Raw genomic sequence first — 24,462 nt, 5'->3', positions numbered from 1 at the left:
GGAGAAGGAAGACCGAATGGAAGACAAGGAGGAGGTCGTCCTAGTTTTGAAGATTTATTAGAAATGATGGATACCAATAATGATAAGAAAATTAGTAAAGATGAAGCTAAAGGGGCCTTGAGCGATCAGTTTAGCCAAATTGATGCCAATAATGATGGTTTTTTAACTGATGATGAATTAGAAAAAGGTAATGGACAAAAGAGACGAGGTAGAAAACCACAAGGTCGCAGAAATTAATAATATATATTATCAATTAAACCTTCCGAGAACTATGTTATCTAAAGAGGAGCTAATTAAGTGAAAAGCGCAAGTTCTTTTTTGAAATGGCATCTAAATGTTAAATAACAAACTAAAAAAATAAAAATGAAGAATCTATTTAAATTAATGTTGCTAATAATAACAGTTTTTACATTAAGTATTGCTTGCTCTTCCGATGATAATGCATCAAGCGATGCTACAGATGATGCAATAACTGGAGAATTACATGCTGCATTTGCTGAATTTGATACAGATGAAACGAGTATATATCTAGATGGTTCTAATGTCGTTATAGAAGCTACAGGAAATCCAAATCATACAACTGTATATTGGGGAAGTGGTCATCCTTTATATATCGAAGAACCAGATGTGCAGCTAACACCTAGTATCATACCAAATTTTGATGGCTCCGGAACATTAACGGTTTCTACAAGTCCACAATTAGCGAACTCATCTACAGCAACACAGTTAGGTGCTATAGGTATTGCTGTAAGTGGAGCTGCAATATATAATGACCAGGAAGGTAATGGAGCGTTAGATGGAGCAGCAGTAAGTTTAGATTATACAGGTGGACATATAGGTCCAGGTCAGTATCACTACCATTTAGAGCCAACTGCTTGGTCTGAAGATGATGAGAATTTAATTGGTATTCTTGCAGATGGGTTTTTTGTATATGGCCGTAAATGTAACGCAACAAATAATTATCCAATAGATTTAGATGCTTCTGGTGGACATACAAGTACAACACAACATGCAACTGAAGCTGAATACCATTACCATATAGAAAATGAATTATACCTTAATGAATACTATATTATATTCCCAGGTGATTATCAAGGGACTCCAAGTAATATTAACTAAATCAGTTTCAGTACTCATATTGATAAGCTTTATAAGTTGTCAAAAGAGTAATGATGTAAAGCTGCCTAAGGTTAACGATATTGTAAATATTATTCTAGATGTTGAAGTCGACAAAGATATGTTGATTCTAAACCAACTAGAAGGGCGTTGGTATTATAACGCCCTACGATTTAATGGTTATGCGGTAAGCTATCATGAGAATAAAGTTAAAGCTGTATCTATCGGTTATTACGATGGTAAAAAAGAAGGTGTAGCCAAAAAATGGTTTGCCTCTAATATCCTTCAAAAAGAATCATACTATAATGCCAATAAATTAGTTGGAATGGTTAAAAGTTGGTGGCCTAATGGTTTTGTAAGTTCTGAGACTCATTATAAAAAAGGAGTGCGTCATGGTATACAGAAAATGTGGTATGCTAATGGTCAACTGGCTAGACAAACAACTATTGTTGACGGAAAAGAAGAAGGCTTGCAACGCGCATGGCTTGAGAATGGTAAAATATATGTGAATTACGAAGCTAAAAATGGGCGCATTTTTGGTCTAAAAAAAGCAAACTTATGTTATGAATTGGAAGATGAAGTTGTTCAAAATTAGTAATCCGTTTTTTCTTATTCTAATTATGTCCTTTGGATGTAAAGATTCTACATCGATAGAGAAAAGTAGTAGAGTTGTTAATTTACCTTTTTATAATGAAGCGACGTTTACACCAAATTGGTTAGACGTTGGTAGCAATGCAGTAAACACATTTCATAAAATACCAGCGTTTAACTTAACCAATCAATTAGGTGAAACAATAACACAAAATACATTTAAGGACAAGATTTATATTACAGATTTTTTCTTTACAACATGTCCTGGTATTTGTCCGAAAATGACTGCGAATATGATGGTTTTACAAGAAGAGTTTTTAAATGATGAAGAGATATTATTACTATCGCATTCAGTGACACCAAAAATAGATTCTGTATCAGTCCTTAAAGCATATGCTGAAAATAAAGGCGTTAATAACTATAAATGGCATTTGGTAACAGGAGAAAGAAAACAGATATATGATTTAGGTAGACGAGCTTATTTTGTAGAAGAAGACTTAGGTGAAGTGAAAACTGAGGATGACTTTTTGCATACTGAAAACTTTGTACTTATCGATAAGGATAGGCATATTAGAGGTATTTACAATGGACTTAATAAAACAGACGTACAACAACTTATTGCAGATGTTAAAACATTGAAGAAAGAAGACTAGAAATTTAGTCTGATTTGATTGATAGTGGATGTTAATCTGATAAGCTTTGCGGTTATATCGCAAAGCTTATCTATTTTAGAGAAAAATTTATAAATATGAGGGTTACTATACTATTATTTTGTTTGATTTTTTTAGGCGCATGTAAAGAAGACTATAAAAGGCCAACAGATGTGTCTAAAATAGTAATCGAAGAGGTTTTTGTAGATTCAACTTTAAGCATTAGAGCTTTAGATTTTAATGATGAATACATTTTTTATGGAAGCGCTGATCACATAGGTAAACAAGCATTGAACGCCGCGTATAAAATTAACCTCAATGATTTAAATGTCAGCAATGGTAAAAATCATTTTAAGCATATATTAAATTACGAAGAAAAATCATTACACTTTAGAGCTATTAAAGAGGTAAATGGAAGCTTATTTGCTATTTCAATAGAAAATCCGGCACGGTTATATAAATTATCAAGAAAAGCTAAGAATCCTAAATTAGTATATGAAGAAAACCATGAAAAAGCCTTCTACGATTCCATAGATTTCTGGAACGATCAAGAAGGTATAGCTATAGGTGATCCAACAGAGGATTGTATGAGTATAATCATTACAAGAGATGGAGGAAACACTTGGGGAAAACTATCTTGTGACAATTTACCAAAAGCCAAAGAAGGAGAAGCTGCTTTTGCAGCAAGTGATACAAATATTGCCATAGTTGGTGATCATACTTGGCTGGCCACAGGTGGTATGGTAAGTCGAATTTTATATTCATCAGATAAAGGCAAGACTTGGGCAGTTTTTGAAACTCCAATAGTACAAGGTAAAGCGACAACAGGGATGTATTCCATAGATTTTTACGACGAAAAAAAGGGATTTGCTATTGGTGGGGACTATACCAAACCAAACGATACACTCAACAATAAAATTAGAACTATTGATGGTGGTAAAACATGGCAAGTGGTTGCCAATGCCAAAGGACCTGGTTATAGAAGCTGTGTTCAGTATATACCAAATAGAAATGGTAAAGAACTAGTAGTGGTAGGTTTTAAAGGTATTGATTATAGTAAAGATTCTGGTGATTCTTGGACACATTTAAGTGACGAAGGCTTCTATACCATTCGGTTTTTAAATGATTCTACAGCTTATGCAGCTGGTAAAGGACGAATTAGTAAACTAACGTTTAGATAATAAAAAAGAGCCTTATGGCTCTTTTTTTAATTTCTTCTGCGACCACCTCTTTCTCCAGAGTGTCGCTCTTTAAATTCTTCAATCATTTTGCGTTTAAAAGAACGCTCAGCTTGTAAAAGAGAAACAATCTTTTTTGCAGGTAAAATTTTGAGTAAATCATTTAGCATTTTAGATCGTAATTCTACTTTCTCTTTATCTAAATTAATCATTTCTAATAAATGTGTTTTTGCTTGACTTTCAGTAAGGTTTTCAGGTCTATTTTCGTTACTTCTATTATTAGATTTAGCTCTTAACTTGTTTTCAGCTTCTTCGTTGGAATTGTAAACAGGCCAAAATTTCTGTGCTTCATCTTTGGTTAAGTCTAATTGCTCAGTAATGTGTGCGATTTTTAAAGCCTTAATTTTTTTTCTATCTGGTCGTTGTGCAAATACACTAGCTGAAACTAATAAGGTTAGTACTAAAATTTTTAATGTTTTACTCATGGGAGTATTGTTTTTTTTGTTGAATTCGTGATTTTTATTTGAAAAGTTCATAGTTTTTAATCTAATATGAAATCTTCAGTATCTATAGTATCTAAATATTCATTCAATGTTTCTTCACTCATATTTACATCGATAAAATCGGTATAAGAGATTTCATCTGATTTAAATAATGATGCTAAATCATCATTAGAATAGTCTTCCTGGTACAAGTAGCTTTCAATTGAAACAGTCTCTATAGTGTCAATAGAAATAGTGTTTTTAGTATTAAAAACTAAGCTAAATAATAAAATAAAACTAGCAGCAATACCACTAAAGTAATAGAATGTATTTCTAGATTTTAATTTAGCTATTGGCTTATTATCATTGATTATTTTGACTAAAATATTTTCTTCTACAATATCAAAATAATCTTTAGGAACTGAATATCCTGTTGATTCAATATTTTGTATTGTTTCTTTTTCAACTAATTCTTCTTTTAACTTAGCTTCAAACAATTCAAAGTAATTATCAGGTGTTTTAAAACCTGTTTTTTTAATGATATGTAGTTTATTGTTTTTCATGTTTACTTTTCGAGTTATCGAAAACCTTTATTCTTTAATCAATTAGACTCTAAATTATTGAAATGGTTTAATCTAAAGTTAAAAAGGCTTTTATTTTTTTAACAGCAATATGATAAGATGCCTTTAGCGCTCCTTCGCTAGTTTCTAAGATAGTAGCCATTTCTCTATATTTTATAGCATCAAAATATCTCATATTAAAGACTAATTGTTGTTTCTCTGGTAAAGAGGCTATAGCCTTTTGTAATTTTATTTGTATTTTATCTCCTTCAAAATAAACATCTGCTTTTAGATTGTTTATGGCATTATTCTGGTATTCTTCGTTTGTTATTTGTAAACGTTTTGCTTTTTTATTGATGTATGTTATAGACTCGTTAGTTGCAATACGATATAGCCATGAAAACAACTTACTATCTCCTTTAAATTTATCGATACTACGATATACTTTTATAAATGTATTTTGCAATACATCATCTGCATCGTCATGATTAAGAACTATCTTTCTTATATGCCAATACAAGCGTTTTTTATAGAGTTTTAAGAGTTCTCTAAAAGCAGCTTCTTTAGAAATAGGGTGTTGTAGGCGTAATATAAATTCTGATTCTTCTGTCAATCGATTCACTTTGCTATTTAGACTTGTTAATTTACTAAAAGTTTAATCAATAATTAATTAAAATTCACTTGATTAAATTATTATTGATTATCAGTCATTTACAATATTAAAAATCGTTTAAAAGCATAATTATTCGATAAAAAGTAATTTTTTCTAGGTTGATATCTTTATTTAGTATATGTTTGCCTTGCTTAACCTATTGACCGTTATCAGTTTTCCCCAAATCTGATAACAAAAAAAAGGATGTGCCTTACGGTTCATCCTTTTTTATTTGAATATTTTTCATTATTCTTTTATTCAAAACTTTGCATTTCTATGAGTTTTTTATAAATACCGTTTTTGTTAATAAGTTCAGTGTGTGAGCCTTGTTCTGCAATTTCGCCTTTTTGCATTACCACAATTAAGTCAGCATTTTGAATTGTAGATAACCTATGTGCAATGACAATAGATGTTCTGTTTTTCATCATCTTTTCTAAAGCATCTTGTACCAAACGCTCACTTTCTGTATCTAAAGCTGAGGTTGCTTCGTCTAAAATCATTATTGGAGGATTCTTTAAAACAGCACGTGCTATACTTAAACGTTGTTTTTGTCCACCAGAAAGTTTATTACCGGAATCACCAATGTTTGTTTCTATTCCGTTTGGTAAATCTTTAACAAACTCCCAAGCATTTGCAATTTTTAAGGCTTCTATAATTTCAATATCTGTTGCGTCTTCTTTGCCTAGTAGAATATTATTTTTTATACTATCATTAAATAAAATAGAATCTTGCGTAACAAGGCCCATGAGACTTCTTAATGAATATTTTGTTAGATTCTTAATATCATCTCCATCAATAGTAATGCTACCTTTATTAACATCATAAAATCGTGTTACAAGGTTTGCAATAGTACTCTTACCACTACCAGACTGACCAACTAAAGCTACACTTTTTCCTTTTGAAACCTTTAATGAGAAGTTTTTAAGGACTAAGGTGTCTTCATATTTAAAAGAAATATTATCTATTTTAATTTCAGAATTAAAACCTTTTTTTGTTTTAGCATCTGGTAAATCCTTTAATGGTGAAACAGTATTGAGAATTTCTAGCACACGATCTGCTGCTGCATTACCAGCCTTTACTTTATAACTAGCTTTACTTATTGCTTTTGCAGGTGTAAGTATTTGCCAAGCCAGGCCTATGTAACCAATAAATGCGCCACCTGTTAACGTTTTTTCAACCAGTACCATGCTTCCTCCATACCATAGTAATACAGCAATGGTTATAATTCCTAAAACTTCACTAGTTGGTGAGGCAAGGTTTTGACGATTCATTAATATATTAGAGAAATCATAAAAGCGATGTGTTGATTCTTGAAATTTATCATTGAAACGTTTTTGAGCGTTAAAGCCTTTTATGACTTTTAAACCACCTAAGGTTTCTTCTAAAGTTGAAAGAAAAACACCTTGTTCTGTTTGTACTCGACTAGATTTTTTCTTTAAACTTTTACCAATTCTCGAAATTATAAATCCGGACACAGGAATAAATAGAAAAACAAAAATAGTCAGTTTTACAGAGATCATAAACATTGTAATTATAGCAAAAGTTATGGTCAAGGGCTCTTTTACAATAAGTTCTAAAATGGCTAGTAATGAATTCTTTACTTCGTTAACATCACCAGAAATTCTAGCAATAATATCCCCTTTTTTCTTTTCAGAATAATAAGAAATAGGAAGATGGGTTACCTTTTCGTAGATTTCGTTACGGAGGTCTTTTAAAACACCATTACGCAAAAATGTAATGAAGTAGAGACCTAGATAATTGAATAAGTTTTTTAATAAAAAGAGTGTAATTATTAAAGCGACCATGTATAACAAGGATCTTTGAGGCCCATGCGCTTCATTTGTTGTGGTTATGATATAATTTATAGAACCTTCAGCGTAGTCTTTTATATCACTAATACCTTTGTAGATGGGTTTTTCTGTGATTTTTTCTTCTTCACCAAATAAAACATTAATCATTGGCATTAAAGAAATCATCGCTAGTGTGCTAAATAGTGCATAGAATATGTTAGCAATAATATTTAGTATTCCATATCTTTTGTAAGGAATAATAAAACGAGATAATTTCTTTAAATAGTCCATTGCTTATAAATTCATACCTTTTAGGATAGCATCAATTCTATTTTCCAATAATTGCTCCGTTTTATTGAAGTCAGACACATTGTCTAGTTTGGTATTTACACTGATATAGAATTTTATTTTAGGTTCTGTTCCACTTGGTCTTAAAGCAATTTTGCTACCATCTTCTGTATAGTAAATTAATACATTAGATTTAGGTATGTCTATTACTTCCTCACTATTAGTAGCTCTGTTTTTAGCTAAGGATAATTGGTAATCTTCAATACGAATTATTTTAGAGCCGTTAACTTCTTTAAGAGGATTTTCTCTAGCATCAATCATCATTTGTTTTATCTCCTGAGCTCCATCAATTCCTTTTTTTGTTAAAGATACTAGACGTTCTTTATAAAAACCGTGTTCTATATATAAGTTAATTAATTCTTGATACATGGTTTTGCCATTCGCTTTTGCTTGTGCTGCAATTTCGCAGGCCAAAAGGGTAGAGGTCACTGCATCTTTATCGCGTACAAAGTCTCCGACCATAAAACCAAAACTTTCTTCGCCACCACCAATAAAATCCATTGAAGGGAAGTCTTTAATCATTTTCGCAATCCATTTAAAACCTGTTAAACCAATTTTACATTCTACGTTGTAAGCATCGGCTAAAACTGAAAGCATTGGTGTAGAAACGATAGTTGAAGCTACAAACTGATTGCCATTAATTCTATTAGAAGTTTTCCATTGCTTTAGAAGAAAGTCTGTCATTAAAAGCATCGCTTGGTTGCCATTAAGAATTACTAATTCGTTTTCTAAATTTCTAACCACAACACCTAATCTATCACAATCAGGATCTGTGCCAATAACAATATCACCATCTACTTTCTCTGCAAGTTCCATAGCCATTTTAAGTGCTTCTGGTTCTTCAGGGTTTGGAGACTTTACCGTTGGGAAATCACCATTTGGTTCACGCTGTTCTTCAACAATAGTAACATTGGTATAACCAGCACGACTTAGCGTTTCTGGTATTGCTGTAATTGAAGTTCCGTGTAATGAAGTAAAAACAACATTTAGGTTTGCTTTGGCTTCAGCCGAAGTATTAAAACTTCCATTTTTAACACAATTATCAATAAAAATAGTATCAACGTCTTTTCCTATGTATTGAATTAAATCGCTGTTCGCATCAAATTTAATTTCAGAATAATCTAGTCTGTTTATTTCAGTAATAATTTCGCCATCTTCTGGTGGTACCAGTTGTCCTCCATCTTGCCAATAAACTTTATAGCCGTTGTATTCTGGTGGATTATGAGACGCCGTTAAAACAATACCACAATGGCAGTCTAAATGTTTTAAGGCAAATGATAACTCTGGAGTAGGTCTTAAATCTTCGAAAAGATAAACTTGAATACCATTTGCTGAAAATACATCTGCAACGACCTTACCAAAAGTTTTACTATTGTGTCTGCAATCGTAAGCAATAGCAACTTTAACTACGTCGTTAGGAAACGTCTGTTTTAGATAATTACTTAAGCCTTGTGTGTTTTTACCTAATGTGTATTTATTGATTCTGTTGGTTCCAAGTCCCATAACTCCGCGCATACCACCAGTTCCAAATTCTAAATCTTTATAGAAACTCTCATCTAATCCTTTTGGATTAGACGCTATGGTATCTTTTATTTTTTCTTGAGTTTCTTTATCAAAAGCAGGGGTTAACCAAGCGTTAACACGTTTTAAAATTTCTGGTTTTATGTGAATCATATATCAATAAATTATAATACAAAAGTAAACAATTACAAATGTCGAATTCTACCCATAAAGTATAAATTCGTTGAATTAAGAAAAATTTAATGCGTCTTTAATGTAATAGCGCTGCTGCTGTTTTTTTGAGCGTAAAATTAATTCGCCTAAGAAGCCAGCAATAAAGAATTGTGAGCCAATAATCATTGTAGAAAGTGCTAAATAGAATTGTGGTCGGTCTGTAATTAAACGTCCTGTTGGGTTTAGAAATAATTTATCTATTCCTAAATAGAAAGCAAATCCAAATCCGATTATAAACATAATAACACCAAGCAGCCCAAATAAATGCATTGGTTGCCTTCCAAATCTAGAAATAAACCAAATAGTAAGTAAATCTAAAAACCCGTTGATAAAACGATTCATTCCAAATTTTGTACTTCCGTATTTACGAGCTTGATGCTGTACTACTTTTTCTCCAATATTAATAAAACCAGCATTTTTTGCTAATACAGGTATGTAACGATGCATTTCACCATAAACATCTATATGTTTTACAACTTGGTTAGAATAGGCTTTTAGTCCACAATTAAAGTCATTCAATTTTACACCAGAAGTACGTCTTGCTGCCCAATTGAATAATTTAGAAGGTAAATTTTTCGAAATAATAGAATCGTAGCGTTTCTTTTTCCAGCCAGAGACCAAATCAAATTTATCTTTAATAATCATTTGGTAAAGCTCAGCAATCTCTTCAGGATTATCCTGTAAATCCGCATCCATCGTAATAACGACATCACCTTTAGCTTTTTCAAAACCAGCATGGAGTGCTTGTGATTTTCCAAAGTTTTTTAGAAACCGAATGCCTTTTACGTTTTCATTTTCTTCAGAAAGATTATGAATTACGTTCCAAGATGTATCTGTACTACCATCATCAATAAATAGAATTTCGTAAGAAAACGAATTGGATTGCATCACTGATACAATCCAATCGTGTAGTTCTCTTAGAGATTCTTCTTCGTTAAGTAGTGGTATTACTACTGATATGTTCATATTAATGTGGTCTATATTGTAGACTTCAAAAATAGAGAAATTATTTAAAGATATTACTTGTCGTTTTTCATAATTGCTCCAGTAATTAAGGATATTATAAAACCAAAGAACAAACTAGAAATCAAAAACATGGTAGCCATAAAGAATTTAGAAGTAAACATATTTACCATATTTGTTGCCATTTCTAATGCTTCACCCTCCATATTTGGACTTTGACTAAGCATATCATCCATGGCTTTCTCTCTTATAGTATCCATATATTCTGGTGCTATTACACCATAATGAACAACTGCATATATTGCTGCAATGATACCACTTATTAAAGCCATACCCATGCCTACTTTTAGAGCATCTTTTATACTTAAAACATTAGCATTTTCTTTCTTATATTTACTTATACCATAATAATAAACTACAATTGTAATAAGAAAACTGATAAGACTTATTATCCAGTTCTGTTCTTCGTTTAATACATATAATATTACAATACCGGTAATAGTTAACAAGGCTAAGTACATGCCATAAGTGTAAGCGATAGGCTTAATTGATGGTTTTTCGTGTTCCATAATAGAGGTTTAATTTTATAGTTAATTAACTAGTTAGTACCCAAAGATAATTAAATGTTACAGTTTATTTCTCTAAAAACCGAAATCTATATATCTTGCTTCAATAAGAAATATGTGATTATTGCAATTTATCTGCAATAAAAATTATTAAAAAGATTGTAAATTTATAAAAATTACTTAAATTTGCACCTCGAAAAAATCGAACATTAGTAAAACATTTAGCGATGAAAGCAGGAATACATCCAGAAAATTATAGAATAGTAGCCTTTAAAGATATGTCTAACGAAGACGTGTTTTTAACTAAGTCTACAGCAGATACAAGTGAAACTATCGAAGTTGATGGTACTGAATATCCATTAGTAAAATTAGAGATATCTAGAACATCACATCCTTACTACACTGGTAAATCTAAATTAGTAGATACAGCTGGTCGTATTGATAAATTCAAAACAAAATACGCTAAGTTTAAGAAATAAACATAGCTTACCAATAAACGTTAAAAGCCTTTCTGTCATCAGAAAGGCTTTTTTGTTTTCTTTAATTAGGCTACTTTTGAATTATTAAATTAGATTTTGGGAGGCTGTACTTCTAATTTCGAGCTTCAAACTTCAAACTTTTATGAATTACATACTTTTTGATGGTCCTTACCGTAACAACTTATTGCCATTTACATTTACAAGACCTGTAGCAGATATTAGAGTTGGAATTCTAACGATTCGTCAGAAGTGGGAATCTTATTTAGAATATACCACGACTACCGTAACAGAAGATTATTTAGCCGATAAGTTTCCTATGGTAGAAATGGAAGAGAACATTATGATAAATGCCTCTTTTTTACCAAACTTTGAAGTCGTTGCTTTCGTGAAAAATATAAAACATAATCAAGCGCTATTTAAAGGTGAAGATGTTATTGCGTTTTTTGCTAAAGAAGGGGAAGAGGTAAGTGATTTTACATCCTTTGAAGCTATTGAATTTAAAGGTGATATTCTAAAAATAGAACATACTTGGGATATTTTTTCTAAAAATGGTGAAGCTATAGCTGAAGACTTTACGCTAATAACAAAAGATAGACAATCGCAACCAATTCCTTCAACCGTTAATACTATAAATCCCGAAAATATTTTTATAGAAAAAGGTGCTATACTTAATTTTGCGACGTTAAATGCTAGTTCAGGACCAATATATATAGGTAGAGAAGCAGAAGTTATGGAAGGCTCTGCTGTAAGAGGGCCTTTAGCGCTTTGTCATAATTCTACATTAAAATTAGGAACAAAAATTTATGGACCAACTACAATCGGTCCCCATAGTAAAGTAGGTGGAGAGGTTAATAATTCGGTATTATTTGGCTGTTCTAATAAAGGACATGACGGCTTTTTAGGTAATTCTGTTTTAGGTGAATGGTGTAATTTAGGTGCAGACACTAATAATAGTAACCTAAAAAACAACTATGCTGAAGTCAGACTTTGGGATTATCAAACTGAAGGTTTTGCAAAAACTGGGTTGCAATTCTGCGGTCTAATGATGGGAGATCATAGTAAATGTGGAATTAATACGATGTTTAATACAGGTACAGTTGTTGGTGTAAGTGCTAATATATTTGGAAGTGGATTCCCTAGAAATTTTGTTCCCAGTTTTTCATGGGGAGGAAGTAAAGGCTTTGTAACTTATAAAACTAATAAAGCATTTGAAGTTGCCGAAGTTGTAATGGCAAGACGAAAGGAATTGTTCACAGATAAAGACAAAGCTATTTTAGAGCATGTTTTTGAAGAAACAAAACAATATAGAAGAGAATAAAATAATTTTTAAGACCAAATTTACACTACTTTTTTAGTCATGCTTAGCCCAACTGATTTTTACAAAACAAGTTTGTAGAGGTTAAGATTCTTAAGGTTAATTCAGAACTCGATCATTTCGCAGTACGAGTTGTGGGCGATAAAATTTATTTTCAGTCATAATTTAGCATCAAAACGCGGACGACCGTTAAAGGATAAATATTCAGGTTTTATATGCACAATTTATGAAGCTCCCGTAACAAAATATTGAGAAATAACAAATTTAAACCTATCACTAAAACACTCAGCTCGCCGATTTAACATGTCTGAGGTAACCTATTCTAAAGATGGTAAATACGTCTTTTACCTCTAACGATAAAGGAAAAGGAACTAATAACCATAAAGGAATTGAAACCTAAAACTTATTAATTCAGCGAGCTGAGTATTTTAGTGGTAAAGGAGGTTTAGATATTTATAGTTACGATTTAGAATCTTCTGAAGAAGATCAAAAGCCAAAATTTTTAGATATATCAATTAATAGTGGAGGTGATGATTTTTCATTTTTTCTTAAATGATGATTTAAGTACCGGTTATTTATCATCTAGACGATTAAAAGGCGAAGGAGGTGACGACTTATTATATTTTTCGAAGTTTTAATTTCAATATAAAGGATCACTTACATTGAGTGTAGCCGAAGTGCTTTTATAGTGATGCGTTTAATTTTTTCTTACCGATTTTAATTCCAGTAAGTTAGTAGCATTAATACCTAAACCATTGATATTCTTTCTTGTAAAACGAATAACTTCATCATAAAACAATGGCACTACAGGTGAGGAAGCCATAACAAGAGAATCCATTTTACTATAGAGTTTTTCACGCTTTTCTATGTTTGTTTCTAAGTAAGCAGTCTCATACATTTGGTCAAAAATATCACTTTTAAAATGCGTGTAATTTGGACCGTTTGGTGCAAAGTTCTTACTGTAATACAATGATAAATAATTTTCTGCATCAGGATAATCTGCCACCCAACTTGCTCTAAAAAAATCGAGTTGTCCATTCGCTTTTGCATCTTTTAAGCTAGACGGAGGTATAACATCTACATTAACGTTTAAACCTGTTTTTTGCAATTCACGTTGAATAAACTCACAGAAACTTAAGTAATTGCTCGTTGTGGTTAATGTAATTTCAGGATTGGTAATACCACTTTCAGACTTAAATTCTGAAACGAGTTGTTTCGCTAATTCGGGTTGATATGTAAACCCAATTTCAGCATTAAAACCAGGTAAACCTTTTGGTATAAATCCACCATTTGCAGGTGTGCCAATACCATTACGCAAATACCTCATCATTTTACGTCTATCAAAACCTATATTAATCGCTTTTCTAAGTTTTAAAGCTTGTAGTTCACTAACGCCAGTTTCCATAAAAAAGGCTAAGTACTCGGTGTTTAAATAAGGACCTCTAATCATGTTTACGTCATTCGCATAGTTTGGTTTTAATTTACCATCCGACGTTAAAATTTCGTCTTTGTATGACCCGTCTAATCCAGATACAAAATCGATATTGCCTTGTGCGAATTGTAAAAATTCACTTTGCTTATCTGGTAAAAATGTTATGGCGATAGCTTCAATATATGGTAAAGCGTTTCCGTTGCCATCAATTTCAAAATAGTTGTTATTACGTCTAAAAACTAGTTTTAAGTTTTCTTCCCAACGTTTAAATTTAAAAGGGCCTGTACCGATAGGGTGAGACCTAAAATCATTACCATAGTGTGTTATAATTTCTTTAGGAACCACAGAACAGTACTTCATAGTTAATAATCCTAAAAAGGCTGGAAACGGTTGTTTTAACTTAATTTGAAATGTTGAATCGTTTAGGGCTGAAAAACTTTCAACTTTATTTAAAACCCAACTTCCTGGTGAGGCAAGAGCCTTATCTTTTAGTCGGTTTAAACTATATTCAAAATCTGAAGCATTTACAGTTCTGGTAGAATCTTTTCCGAATAATTCATTCTTATGAAAAAACACATCGTTTCTAAGATAAAAGGTATAAGTTTTAGCAGTATCTGTAATTGTCCAGTTTGCAGCAATACATGGCTTTACATTAAGTTGGTCGTTCATTTGAACTAAACCATTAAATAATTGATGAGTCGCCCAAATATCTGCTATATCTTTAGAGAATGCAGGATCTAGCGAGCCTATGTTTTTGTGCTCGTTGTATTTAAAAACGAGAGTATCTGTTTCATTATCTTTTTTTGAAGAACATGAGAAGATTAAAATAATTAAAACAAACAATGACGATTTCGTCAATATCAGAGTGGTCCGTTTTTGCATATAAGTAATATGTTGTAAATTTGCCAACTTGGTAAAAGTACAAGAATGAATCCAACAAAAAAAGTCGCATTTTATACCTTAGGCTGTAAGCTGAACTTCTCAGAGACTTCTACAATTGCGAGAAGTTTTGTAGATGAAGGTTTTGATCGTGTAGATTTTAAGGAATCTGCAGATATTTATGTGATAAATACATGCTCTGTTACTGAGAATGCAGATAAACGGTTTAAAACGATTGTAAAGCAGGCGCAAAAGCTTAATCCTGATGCTTTTGTTGCAGCGATTGGCTGTTATGCACAATTAAAACCTGAAGAGTTAGCAGATGTCAATGGTGTCGATTTAGTTTTGGGTGCTACTGAAAAATTCAAAATAACAGATTATCTAAATGACTTATCTAAAAATGACTTTGGAGAAGTACACTCTTGCGAAATTGAAGATGCTGATTTTTATGTTGGTAGTTATTCAATAGGAGATAGAACTAGAGCATTTTTAAAAGTTCAAGATGGTTGTGATTATAAGTGTACTTATTGTACAATCCCTTTAGCTCGAGGCATTTCTCGAAGTGATACAATGGTTAGTGTTTTAAAGAATGCCAAAGAAATTTCTGAAAAAGGTATAAAAGAAATTGTTTTAACAGGCGTTAATATTGGTGATTACGGAAAAGGTGAGTTCGGAAATAAAAAGCATGAACATACTTTTTTAGATTTAGTAACTGAACTTGATAATATTAAAGGTATTGAGCGTCTTCGTATTTCTTCAATAGAACCTAATTTATTAAAAAATGAAACCATTGATTTGGTTTCAAAATCTAGAACATTTGTTCCTCATTTTCATATACCATTACAGAGTGGGAGTAATACTATTCTTAAAAAGATGAAACGTCGTTACATGAAAGAGTTGTATGTAGACCGTGTTTCAAAAATAAAAGAGGTGATGCCACATGCTTGTATTGGCGTGGATGTTATTGTTGGTTTTCCTGGTGAAACAGAAGAACTTTTTCTTGAAACTTATAATTTTTTAAATGAACTAGATATTTCATATTTACATGTCTTTTCCTATTCTGAACGCGATAATACAGAAGCTGCTGAAATGGAAGGTGTAGTATTTAAAAATGTAAGAGCAAAACGTAGTAAAATGCTAAGAGGGTTGTCTGCTAAAAAGCGACGCGCCTTTTATGAGAAGCAATTAAATACAAAGCGGACTGTCTTGTTTGAAGGTGAAAATAAAGAAGGCTATATAAATGGTTTTACCGAAAACTATGTTAAAGTAAAAGCACCTTGGAATCCTGAATTGGTGAATACACTTCATAAAGTACAGCTTACTAAGATTGATGAAGATGGTTCGGTAAGGTTTGATTTTAGCTCTGAAAAAGTGATAGTATAGTTTTTTTCTATATTTGGTTTATTTCAAAAACCCAAATCAATATTAAAAATATACGCCTTGCTTTTATCGCAATCTTTTTTCTAACCTCAATTTTTTCCTGTTCAAATGATGATGATTCGTCAAATGATTCAAATGATTTTCTTAAAATAGTAATAGATGTTGCGCTTTATGCCTTTAATGCTTTCGAAACCTCTAAAACAAGCACTACTAATAACGGTATTACTTATGACAATTATAGAGTGGTTGCTACTATAAATAACAATAGTAATCGGGAGTTTTATTTTGAATTTGATACATTTAATTTAGACAATAATCCATTATATGATATCTATTATCAGTTTAACGATTTAAGATATACACCTAATGCCAGTTTTCAGTCAATAGTAACAGATAACGGAAATACGTTTACCATAAGTTTATCTGGTACTTTACAAACTTTATAAGAACAAAGCGTTGTAGAATTAAGCACTGAAAATTATATTTTAGATAAAAATTAAAAAACCGAAACATAATTATTTCGGTTTTTTTAATAAATATTTATTCTAAAATTATATGCGGATACCTACGGGTAGCATGCGCTTATACTTTCTATTTCGTTTTACAAATTTTGCAATTTCAGGACTTGTAGGTACAACACTAATATTACGTTCCTTAATGTTACTAAAAACCATATCAATGAATTCTAACTCAAATTCATCAGTTCTAATAGCATCAGGAATAACCATTTTTGTTAAGAATATCTTACGCTCTTGCAAAGAATACTCAATTACGGCCATGTTATTCTCAACGTTTAATTCAAATTGACGGAGAAAATCGTTGTCAATCAATTCAGCAGTTTCAGTCATAATTTTTTTTATTTAAATTCAACGGTTGGCGTGTAGATACTATATTTTATATAGTTTTGCAGTGCAAAAGTACAAAAAATCAACGTAAGTTTTAGTTTAGTGTTGTTAAAACGTTAAATGATAAAGAATTATGTCGGCTTAATTAAATGGTTTCTAGCTCTATGATTTCAGATATTACTCATGTTTATTTAATGCCAGGTATGGCTGCAAACTCTACTATTTTTGAGCACATTAAGTTACCAGAAGATCAATATAAAATCCACTGTTTAGAGTGGGAAATACCAAATAAAAAGGAGACACTGCAAGCATATGCTAAACGTATCTGTAAACTTATAAAACATAAAGATGCAGTGCTTTTAGGTGTGTCTTTTGGAGGAATGCTAGTGCAAGAAATGAGTAAATATCTTAATTTAAAAAAACTCATTGTAGTGTCTAGTGTCAAATCTCATCACGAATTACCCAAGCGATTAAAGTTCCTCAAGATAACCAAAGCTTATAAAATTTTACCCACGCAATTAGTAAGTAATATTGATTTACTTGCCAAATATGCCTTTGGGGAGACCATAAAAAAGCGTGTAGATTTATACAAGAAGTATCTTTCTGTGAGTGATACAACGTATTTAGATTGGGCTATAAAGCAAATAGTCTGTTGGGACCAAGAAGAGCCGCATCCTTGTGCTATTTATATTCATGGAGATAAAGACATTGTTTTTCCGCATTCTTGTGAAGGCAATTGTATTGTTATAAAAGGCGGAACGCATATAATGATTATTAATAAGTATAAATGGTTTAACGAAAATTTACCAAAACTTATAGAGTCCTAGTTTTGATGTTCATTAGGTATTAGTTACATTTAAAAAAAAATATAAAAGCCATGCAAATCTTTAAAAATATTTTGGCAGCTATTGGATTAGTCTGTATATCAGGTCTTTTTATCTTCTCGATGCAAAAAGCACCATCAGATGAAAGTATTAGTAAAGATGAGCCAATAGTAAATGATTATAATGTTTATGCATTAGAAATGCCCGAAGGATTAAATTTTGCAGGTGAGTCAGTACCAGTGGAAAATCCAGATATTTATGAACGCATGGATCGAGAACTTTTAGTTAATACTTATTGGCAATCTAATGGTTTATTAATGTTTAAGCGTGCTCAAAAATACTTTCCGATTATAGAGCCAATACTTAAAAAGAACGGAATTCCAGATGATTTTAAATATTTAGCAGTTATAGAAAGTGGATTAACAAATGCGAAATCACCAGCAGGAGCAAGTGGTTTTTGGCAAATTATGAAAGCCACAGGAAGAGAAAACGGATTGGAAGTTAACGTTAATGTAGATGAACGCTATAATTTGATAAAGGCAACAGAAGTAGCTTGTGATTATCTAAAAAAAGCTAAAGAAAATTTAGGGTCTTGGACTTCAGCAGCAGCAGCTTACAATGCTGGTAACGCTGGTGTTTCTAGACGTTTAAAGGAGCAAGATGTTTCTGGTTACTATGATTTATTGCTGGGAGAAGAAACTGGTCGTTATGTTTTTAGAATTGTAGCTTTAAAAGAAATTTTATCAAATCCAGATAAATATGGGTTTAACTTTAATAACAGTCATTTATACAAATCCGTACCAACTTATAAAATTGAAGTCGATTCTGCAGTAACCGATTTTTCTCAATTTGCAAAACGTTTTGGTATCAATTATAAAATCTTAAAGTTGCATAACCCTTGGTTAAGAGAAAAGCATTTAAACAATAAATCTAAAAAGTTGTATACTCTAGAAATTCCTAAGGAAGGGTTTTATAAGTAGAATTATCATATCATAAAAAAGCCTTAAACTGAATTAATGTTTAAAGCTTTTTTATTTCTGTTGTTAAAAATTATCGACGGCTTCTACGATTTTGTCTAGCAGAAGTTGGCTGTCCAAATTGTTGTTTTGGTATTACGGCTTTCTTCATTTGTTGTTTCATCATTTTAATCTGCTCAGCAAGCATATCCCTTTTATCAAGTTGTTCTGCTTCAGATAATAATTTTTGAGCTTCTTGCTTGCGACGTTTAGAAAAAGCAATACCAGCCAAATTAAGCTTAGCCATTGCTAAATCGTGGTCCATAGATAAACCTAAATCAATAGCTTTTTTAAAGTATTTTTCAGCATCATTCATATTGGTTTCAGAAACCATTACGCCGTTGAGATAGTTTAAATAGCCTTGTTGCTTTTTAACTAATGCACCTTCTGGATTTTTAATTTTGTCTAACCACTTCTTAGCACCAGGAAAATCTTGTTTCCTAAGCTTTAAAAAAGATAATAAAATCATTTCATTCTTAAAGTATAAGAAGATAAATATGGTAGAGAGTAAGATGTACATTATACCATTGCCTATTTCGCCTTCAGTGAACTGATATATCGCGAAAGCAATTATTAACCCAGTAATGATTAGTTTTAAATTTTTATTGAACATATTTATGTTTATTTTGCAGTGCGCAAAGGTAATAAAAACAATTAAATTTTTTTTCTTTTTGCTACTTGTAAAAGTAAAAACTTGTTGTATATTTGCACGCAGTTTTGAGATAGCTCATTACTTTAAAAAGATTATTCAGATTTTAAATATACTAGGACATGCCAAAAAGAACGTTTCAACCGTCGAAAAGAAAGAGAAAAAACAAGCACGGTTTTAGAGAAAGAATGGCTTCTGTTAACGGAAGAAAAGTTTTAGCACGTAGAAGAGCTAAAGGAAGAAAGAAATTGTCTGTATCATCTGAAGCAAGACATAAGAGATAATGATTAACAATTGTTAATATTTTAAAGGTGTTACTTAGGTGTAGCACCTTTTTTTGTACCCTATAGTTAACTATTTTTGCAACGCTAAACAACAAATATTCTCATGCCAAAAAATAAAAAAATTAAATCCATTTTACTTATAGGTTCAGGTCCAATTATTATAGGTCAGGCCTGCGAATTTGATTATTCTGGTTCTCAAGCACTTCGTTCATTGAGAGAAGACGGAATAGAGACGATTCTTATCAATTCTAACCCTGCAACAATTATGACAGATCCTACTATGGCAGATCATGTTTACTTGTTACCACTGAATGCAAAATCTATTATAAAGATTTTAAAAGAGCATCCACAGATTGATGCTGTTTTACCAACAATGGGAGGGCAAACAGCTTTAAACCTATGTATTGAAGCAGACGAAAAAGGAATTTGGGAAGATTTTGGTGTTGATATTATAGGTGTAGATATTGACGCTATAAACATTACAGAAGATAGAGAGAAATTTAGAGAGTTGATGTTGAAAATTGGTATCGGCATGGCACCACAAGCTACAGCAACGTCTTTTCTTAAAGGAAAGGAAATTGCTCAGGAGTTTGGTTTTCCTTTAGTAATTAGAGCATCATTTACTTTAGGTGGTGATGGCGCAGCTATTGTTCATAAAGAAGAAGATTTCGACAAATTATTAGCACACGGCTTGGAGGTATCTCCAATTCACACAGTAATGATTGACAAAGCTTTAATTGGCTGGAAAGAGTATGAGTTAGAGCTATTAAGAGATAGCAATGATAATGTTGTTATTATTTGTACGATAGAGAATATGGATCCTATGGGAATTCATACAGGTGACTCAATTACTTTGGCTCCTGCAATGACCTTATCTGATAAAACACAGCAAAAAATGCGCGATATGGCAATACATATGATGCGTAGTATTGGTGATTTTGCTGGTGGTTGTAATGTGCAGTTTGCTGTTAGTCCAGATAACGACGAAGATATAATTGCTATTGAGATTAATCCACGTGTATCACGTTCATCAGCATTAGCGAGTAAAGCTACAGGATATCCTATTGCTAAAATTGCAGCTAAGTTAGCCATTGGTTACCACTTAGATGAATTAGACAATCAAATTACAAAATCAACTTCAGCATTATTTGAACCAACATTAGATTACGTTGTTGTGAAAGATTCCACGTTGGAATTTTGATAAGTTTGAAGGTTCAGACAGAACATTAGGACTTCAAATGAAGGCAGTTGGTGAAGTGATGTCCATTGGTCGTTCTTTCCAAGAAGCATCTGCATAAAGCTACGCAGTCTTTAGAAATTAGCCGTAATGGTTTAGGCGCAGATGGAAAAGGATCATACCGATTATGATACGGTTATAGAGAAATTAACCAATGCAAGTTGGGATCGTGTTTTTGTGATTTATGACGCCGTAGCGATGGGGATTCCATTGAGTCGTATCCATGAAATCACTAAAATAGATATGTGGTTCTTAAGGCAGTATGAGGAGTTATTTCAACTTCAGAAAGAAATTTCTAAATTATACAATAGCTACTATACATCGTGAATTGTTATTAGAAGCAAAGCAAAAAGGTTATGGAGACAGACAGATAGCACATATGCTAAAATGCTCTAGAAAGTGAAGTCTATAATAAACGAAGAGAACTTAACATAAATAGAGTCTTTAAGTTAGTAGATACATGTGCAGCAGAATTTAAGGCTCAGACTCCATATTATTATTCTACATTCGAAAGTGAAGTAGAAATAGCAGATGGAAAAGTTTATGTACAGAATGAAAGTGTTGTAACAGATAAAAAGAAAATTATTGTCTTAGGTTCTGGACCAAATAGAATAGGTCAGGGTATTGAGTTCGATTACTGTTGTGTTCATGGTGTTTTAGCTGCCGCAGAATGTGGTTATGAAACGATTATGATTAACTGTAATCCTGAAACAGTTTCAACAGATTTTGATATCGCTGATAAACTTTATTTTGAACCTGTATTTTGGGAACATATTTATGATATCATTCAGCATGAAAAACCAGTAGGTGTTATCGTTCAGTTAGGAGGGCAAACCGCCTTGAAACTTGCAGAAAAGTTAGAACGCTATGGTGTTAAAATTATGGGAACTAGTTTTCAGTCTTTAGATTTGGCTGAGGATAGAGGAAGTTTTTCAAACATATTAAAAGAACATAATATTCCGTATCCAGAATTTGACGTTGCAGAAACAGCAGATGAGGCTTTAGCGATTGCAGATATTTTAGATTTTCCAATATTAGTAAGACCATCTTATGTACTTGGTGGACAAGGCATGAAAATTGTCATAAATAAAGATGAATTAGAAGCGCATGTTATCGATTTATTAAAGTCTATCCCAGGTAATAAACTACTATTAGACCACTATTTAGATGGAGCAATTGAAGCAGAGGCTGATGCTATATGTGATGCAGATGGTAATGTATATATCATTGGGATTATGGAGCATATTGAGCCTTGTGGTATTCATTCAGGTGATAGTAATGCGTTGTTACCGGCTTTTAATTTAGGAGATTTGGTTATGCAGCAAATTATAGACCATACACATACTATTGCAAGAGCGTTGAATACTGTGGGTTTAATCAATATTCAATTTGCAATCAAAGAAGACATTGTATACATTATTGAAGCTAATCCTAGAGCATCTCGTACGGTACCTTTTATTGCAAAAGCTTACAAAGAACCTTACGTAAACTATGCTACTAAAGTAATGCTAGGTGAGAAGAAGGTAACTGATTTTGACTTTAATCCACAATTAGAAGGTTATGCAATTAAGCAACCTGTTTTTTCATTTAATAAATTCCCTAACGTTAATAAACAATTAGGGCCAGAGATGAAAAGTACAGGAGAAAGTATCTTATTTATTGATAGTTTAAAGGACGATGCGTTCTATGATTTATACTCTAGACGAAAAATGTATTTAAGTAAATAGTGGCACAGTTTTCGATAAAGTGTAATTATAACTCGTTAATAATTATTATCTTGGCTAAGATTTAAATAAAAAATGTTAAAAACTATAGTATTTGTTCTAATTGTACAGTTACAGTTTTTGGGTATAGCCCAAGATAAAACGGTTTTTGACGTTGCTAGAACAGGCACACTCGAAGAGATTAAAGCTCTGGTTTTGAATGATAAAGACGTCATAAACACAGCAGATGAAAGAGGTTATTATCCGCTTACATTAGCTTGCTACCATGGAAACAAAGAGGTGGCTATCTTTTTAGTAAATAACGTAAAAGATGTCAATGTAAATATTAGCTATGGTACACCACTTATAGCATCAGTATTTAAAGGGCATTTAGATTTAGTAGATGAATTGCTCAATATTGGAGCTGATCCTAATGTAGCAGATGTTAACGGTAGTACTGGTTTACATTTTGCAGTAATTATGGGTAAAGTAGATATTGTAACGAGTCTTTTAAAGTATAATGCAGATATTAATTTGCTTGACAATAAGAAACGAAAGCCAATTGATTATGCATTAATTTCAGATAATAAAGAAATAATTAAATTATTAAATAAATAATATAGTATGAAAAAAATTACCCAAATTTTATTCTTCATTTTTTGTTTAAACCTATCAGCACAGACCATTTCTACTGGTGTTGTTCTTTTATCTGATATTGGTGGTGTACAATACAGTACCCAAATTGACGTAACAGACGCTTTAATTTCGCTAACTTTAATAGGACCAGAAGATAGTTGGTTAGGTATTGGGTTTGATGCCATGTCAATGACAGATGGAAAAGATGTTGTTATTTATGATGGTACAACCTTGACAGATAGACATTTTGTTGGAATAGGTACGATACCACCTTTAGATGAAGCAACACAAGATTGGACTCTAACTTCTAATACAGTAGATACTGGTGTAAGAACTTTAGTCGCAACAAGAGTCAGAGAAACTGGTGACCCTGAAGATTTTGTACCAAGAACATCTGATACGACTATTGATTTGGTTTGGGCAAGATCTGGTAGTGATGATTTTATTTTAGCGTGGCACCAGGGAAATAAAGGAATAACTACAGAGACATTTGCAACGTTATCAAACGAAGAGTTTCAATTAAGTGATTTTACAATTTCACCTAATCCTGCTAAAAATACTATGAATATTACGATGCCTAATTCAGATGAAGATTTGAAATTAGAAGTGTTTGATGTATTGGGAAAACGTGTTTATAAAGGTGTAATTACTAATTTACAGTCTTCTGTGAATGTTTCTAATTGGAGAAGTGGTGTTTATTTAGTTAGAGTTTCTAATGATAAGATTACACAGACTAAGCGATTTATTAAGCAGTAATTATACAGTTAAGAAAATATATCTAAACCCATTTCAGAAATGAAATGGTTTTTTATTTAAAGTCAATTTGAACGCGATAATCTTTTAGCTGCTCTAAATGCGCATCAACATTTTTATAAACACTATTTAGATCTTCACTTTTTTTAGCATCGCTTTCGCGTCTAATAATAGATTTTATAAAGCGTTTTGCATCCATTTTAGTCCCTAATATTAAACCAGGAACAGTTACTGTCTTATTAGATTCATCTACTGCTACCATAGTAAAATAAGACGAATTACAATGTTTCTTTTTACCAGTTCTAATATTCTCAGATTCTACACGGATACCAACAACCATAGACGATTTACCAACATAATTGACTGAGGCTTTCATGGTTACTAATTCACCAACTTCAAT

24 protein-coding genes and 2 pseudogenes are annotated in these 24,462 nt (G+C 31.9%); 15 read left to right on the top strand and 11 right to left on the bottom strand.

Annotated features, from left to right (window positions below):
• The 5 genes and pseudogenes from B2U95_RS09775 to B2U95_RS09755 all read left to right on the top strand — a co-directional run.
• Window positions 1–237, top strand: a pseudogene (locus B2U95_RS09775) (hypothetical protein); the annotation flags it as partial.
• 126 nt (window positions 238–363) lie between these two features.
• Window positions 364–1,119, top strand: a complete 756-nt coding sequence (locus tag B2U95_RS09770; RefSeq protein ID WP_296315659.1) for a YHYH protein — start codon at window positions 364–366, stop codon at window positions 1,117–1,119.
• A 19-nt stretch (window positions 1,120–1,138) separates the two neighbouring features.
• On the top strand, window positions 1,139–1,711 hold the full coding sequence (locus B2U95_RS09765; protein ID WP_296315656.1) for a toxin-antitoxin system YwqK family antitoxin: 573 nt from the start codon (window positions 1,139–1,141) through the stop codon (window positions 1,709–1,711).
• 25 nt (window positions 1,712–1,736) lie between these two features.
• Window positions 1,737–2,360, top strand: a complete 624-nt coding sequence (locus B2U95_RS09760; RefSeq protein ID WP_296315655.1) for an SCO family protein — start codon at window positions 1,737–1,739, stop codon at window positions 2,358–2,360.
• Window positions 2,361–2,455: 95 nt separating this feature from the next.
• The gene (locus B2U95_RS09755; RefSeq protein WP_296315653.1) at window positions 2,456–3,538 is read left to right on the top strand and encodes a WD40/YVTN/BNR-like repeat-containing protein; all 1,083 of its coding nucleotides are present in this window, start codon (window positions 2,456–2,458) and stop codon (window positions 3,536–3,538) included.
• A gap of 26 nt (window positions 3,539–3,564) precedes the next feature.
• Here the strand turns inward: B2U95_RS09755 and B2U95_RS09750 are convergent, their stop codons facing one another.
• The 7 genes from B2U95_RS09750 to B2U95_RS09720 all read right to left on the bottom strand — a co-directional run bounded on the left by B2U95_RS09750 (window position 3,565) and on the right by B2U95_RS09720 (window position 10,633).
• Window positions 3,565–4,020 carry a hypothetical protein gene (locus B2U95_RS09750; RefSeq protein WP_296315649.1) on the bottom strand — a complete coding sequence of 152 codons (456 nt, stop codon included), beginning with the start codon at window positions 4,018–4,020 and terminating at the stop codon, window positions 3,565–3,567.
• Between the two features lie 56 nt (window positions 4,021–4,076).
• On the bottom strand, window positions 4,077–4,580 hold the full coding sequence (locus B2U95_RS09745) for a hypothetical protein (protein WP_296315646.1): 504 nt from the start codon (window positions 4,578–4,580) through the stop codon (window positions 4,077–4,079).
• Between the two features lie 67 nt (window positions 4,581–4,647).
• Window positions 4,648–5,190, bottom strand: coding sequence for an RNA polymerase sigma factor (locus tag B2U95_RS09740; RefSeq protein ID WP_296315645.1), 543 nt, complete (start codon window positions 5,188–5,190; stop codon window positions 4,648–4,650).
• 293 nt (window positions 5,191–5,483) lie between these two features.
• On the bottom strand, window positions 5,484–7,310 hold the full coding sequence (locus tag B2U95_RS09735) for an ABC transporter ATP-binding protein (RefSeq protein ID WP_296315643.1): 1,827 nt from the start codon (window positions 7,308–7,310) through the stop codon (window positions 5,484–5,486).
• A 3-nt stretch (window positions 7,311–7,313) separates the two neighbouring features.
• Window positions 7,314–9,041, bottom strand: a complete 1,728-nt coding sequence (locus tag B2U95_RS09730; RefSeq protein ID WP_296315640.1) for a phospho-sugar mutase — start codon at window positions 9,039–9,041, stop codon at window positions 7,314–7,316.
• Between the two features lie 75 nt (window positions 9,042–9,116).
• The gene (locus B2U95_RS09725) at window positions 9,117–10,067 is read right to left on the bottom strand and encodes a glycosyltransferase family 2 protein (RefSeq protein ID WP_296315637.1); all 951 of its coding nucleotides are present in this window, start codon (window positions 10,065–10,067) and stop codon (window positions 9,117–9,119) included.
• Window positions 10,068–10,120: 53 nt separating this feature from the next.
• Window positions 10,121–10,633: a DUF4199 domain-containing protein gene (locus tag B2U95_RS09720; RefSeq protein ID WP_296315635.1), complete on the bottom strand. Its 513-nt coding sequence runs from the start codon at window positions 10,631–10,633 to the stop codon at window positions 10,121–10,123.
• A 224-nt stretch (window positions 10,634–10,857) separates the two neighbouring features.
• Between B2U95_RS09720 and B2U95_RS09715 the strand changes: the two genes are divergently transcribed.
• Together B2U95_RS09715 and B2U95_RS09710 are read left to right on the top strand one after the other, a co-directional pair.
• Window positions 10,858–11,109, top strand: a complete 252-nt coding sequence (locus B2U95_RS09715; RefSeq protein ID WP_296315632.1) for a type B 50S ribosomal protein L31 — start codon at window positions 10,858–10,860, stop codon at window positions 11,107–11,109.
• 142 nt (window positions 11,110–11,251) lie between these two features.
• On the top strand, window positions 11,252–12,427 hold the full coding sequence (locus B2U95_RS09710) for a GlmU family protein (protein WP_296315629.1): 1,176 nt from the start codon (window positions 11,252–11,254) through the stop codon (window positions 12,425–12,427).
• A gap of 694 nt (window positions 12,428–13,121) precedes the next feature.
• Here B2U95_RS09710 and B2U95_RS09705 read toward each other — a convergent pair.
• The gene (locus tag B2U95_RS09705) at window positions 13,122–14,738 is read right to left on the bottom strand and encodes an ABC transporter substrate-binding protein (RefSeq protein WP_296315626.1); all 1,617 of its coding nucleotides are present in this window, start codon (window positions 14,736–14,738) and stop codon (window positions 13,122–13,124) included.
• A gap of 45 nt (window positions 14,739–14,783) precedes the next feature.
• Between B2U95_RS09705 and mtaB the strand changes: the two genes are divergently transcribed.
• A complete protein-coding gene (gene mtaB / locus B2U95_RS09700; protein ID WP_296315623.1) occupies window positions 14,784–16,118 on the top strand; it encodes a tRNA (N(6)-L-threonylcarbamoyladenosine(37)-C(2))-methylthiotransferase MtaB in 1,335 nt (444 codons plus the stop codon).
• Between the two features lie 239 nt (window positions 16,119–16,357).
• Window positions 16,358–16,561: a hypothetical protein gene (locus B2U95_RS09695; protein ID WP_296315620.1), complete on the top strand. Its 204-nt coding sequence runs from the start codon at window positions 16,358–16,360 to the stop codon at window positions 16,559–16,561.
• Window positions 16,562–16,666: 105 nt separating this feature from the next.
• Here B2U95_RS09695 and B2U95_RS09690 read toward each other — a convergent pair whose 3' ends face one another.
• Complete coding sequence (locus B2U95_RS09690) at window positions 16,667–16,963, bottom strand: N-acetyltransferase (protein WP_296315617.1); 297 nt, start codon at window positions 16,961–16,963, stop codon at window positions 16,667–16,669.
• Between the two features lie 161 nt (window positions 16,964–17,124).
• On the opposite strand from B2U95_RS09690, the gene B2U95_RS09685 reads away from it, so the two are divergent.
• Window positions 17,125–17,787, top strand: coding sequence for an alpha/beta hydrolase (locus B2U95_RS09685; protein ID WP_296315614.1), 663 nt, complete (start codon window positions 17,125–17,127; stop codon window positions 17,785–17,787).
• Window positions 17,788–17,837: 50 nt separating this feature from the next.
• Window positions 17,838–18,764 (top strand): lytic transglycosylase domain-containing protein, encoded by a 927-nt coding sequence (locus tag B2U95_RS09680; RefSeq protein WP_296315611.1) that lies wholly within the window; start codon window positions 17,838–17,840, stop codon window positions 18,762–18,764.
• Between the two features lie 70 nt (window positions 18,765–18,834).
• Here B2U95_RS09680 and B2U95_RS09675 read toward each other — a convergent pair whose 3' ends face one another.
• Window positions 18,835–19,413 carry a tetratricopeptide repeat protein gene (locus tag B2U95_RS09675; RefSeq protein WP_296315608.1) on the bottom strand — a complete coding sequence of 193 codons (579 nt, stop codon included), beginning with the start codon at window positions 19,411–19,413 and terminating at the stop codon, window positions 18,835–18,837.
• Window positions 19,414–19,571: 158 nt separating this feature from the next.
• On the opposite strand from B2U95_RS09675, the gene rpmH reads away from it, so the two are divergent.
• The 4 genes and pseudogenes from rpmH to B2U95_RS09655 all read left to right on the top strand — a co-directional run bounded on the left by rpmH (window position 19,572) and on the right by B2U95_RS09655 (window position 24,065).
• Window positions 19,572–19,733 (top strand): 50S ribosomal protein L34, encoded by a 162-nt coding sequence (gene rpmH, locus B2U95_RS09670; protein ID WP_186846246.1) that lies wholly within the window; start codon window positions 19,572–19,574, stop codon window positions 19,731–19,733.
• Window positions 19,734–19,836: 103 nt separating this feature from the next.
• Window positions 19,837–22,697: pseudogene (carB, locus tag B2U95_RS09665) on the top strand (carbamoyl-phosphate synthase large subunit).
• A gap of 72 nt (window positions 22,698–22,769) precedes the next feature.
• Window positions 22,770–23,291 carry an ankyrin repeat domain-containing protein gene (locus B2U95_RS09660; protein WP_296315602.1) on the top strand — a complete coding sequence of 174 codons (522 nt, stop codon included), beginning with the start codon at window positions 22,770–22,772 and terminating at the stop codon, window positions 23,289–23,291.
• 6 nt (window positions 23,292–23,297) lie between these two features.
• Window positions 23,298–24,065: a T9SS type A sorting domain-containing protein gene (locus B2U95_RS09655; protein WP_296315600.1), complete on the top strand. Its 768-nt coding sequence runs from the start codon at window positions 23,298–23,300 to the stop codon at window positions 24,063–24,065.
• Between the two features lie 52 nt (window positions 24,066–24,117).
• Here B2U95_RS09655 and B2U95_RS09650 read toward each other — a convergent pair.
• On the bottom strand, window positions 24,118–24,462 hold a 345-nt coding region (locus B2U95_RS09650; protein ID WP_296315597.1), incomplete at its 5' end, for an acyl-CoA thioesterase.

This window comes from Winogradskyella sp. UBA3174 (genome assembly GCF_002364335.1).
Lineage (GTDB): Bacteria > Bacteroidota > Bacteroidia > Flavobacteriales > Flavobacteriaceae > Winogradskyella.
Note: the sequence above shows the minus strand (reverse complement) of the source record. Positions and strands in the feature narration are given on the sequence as shown.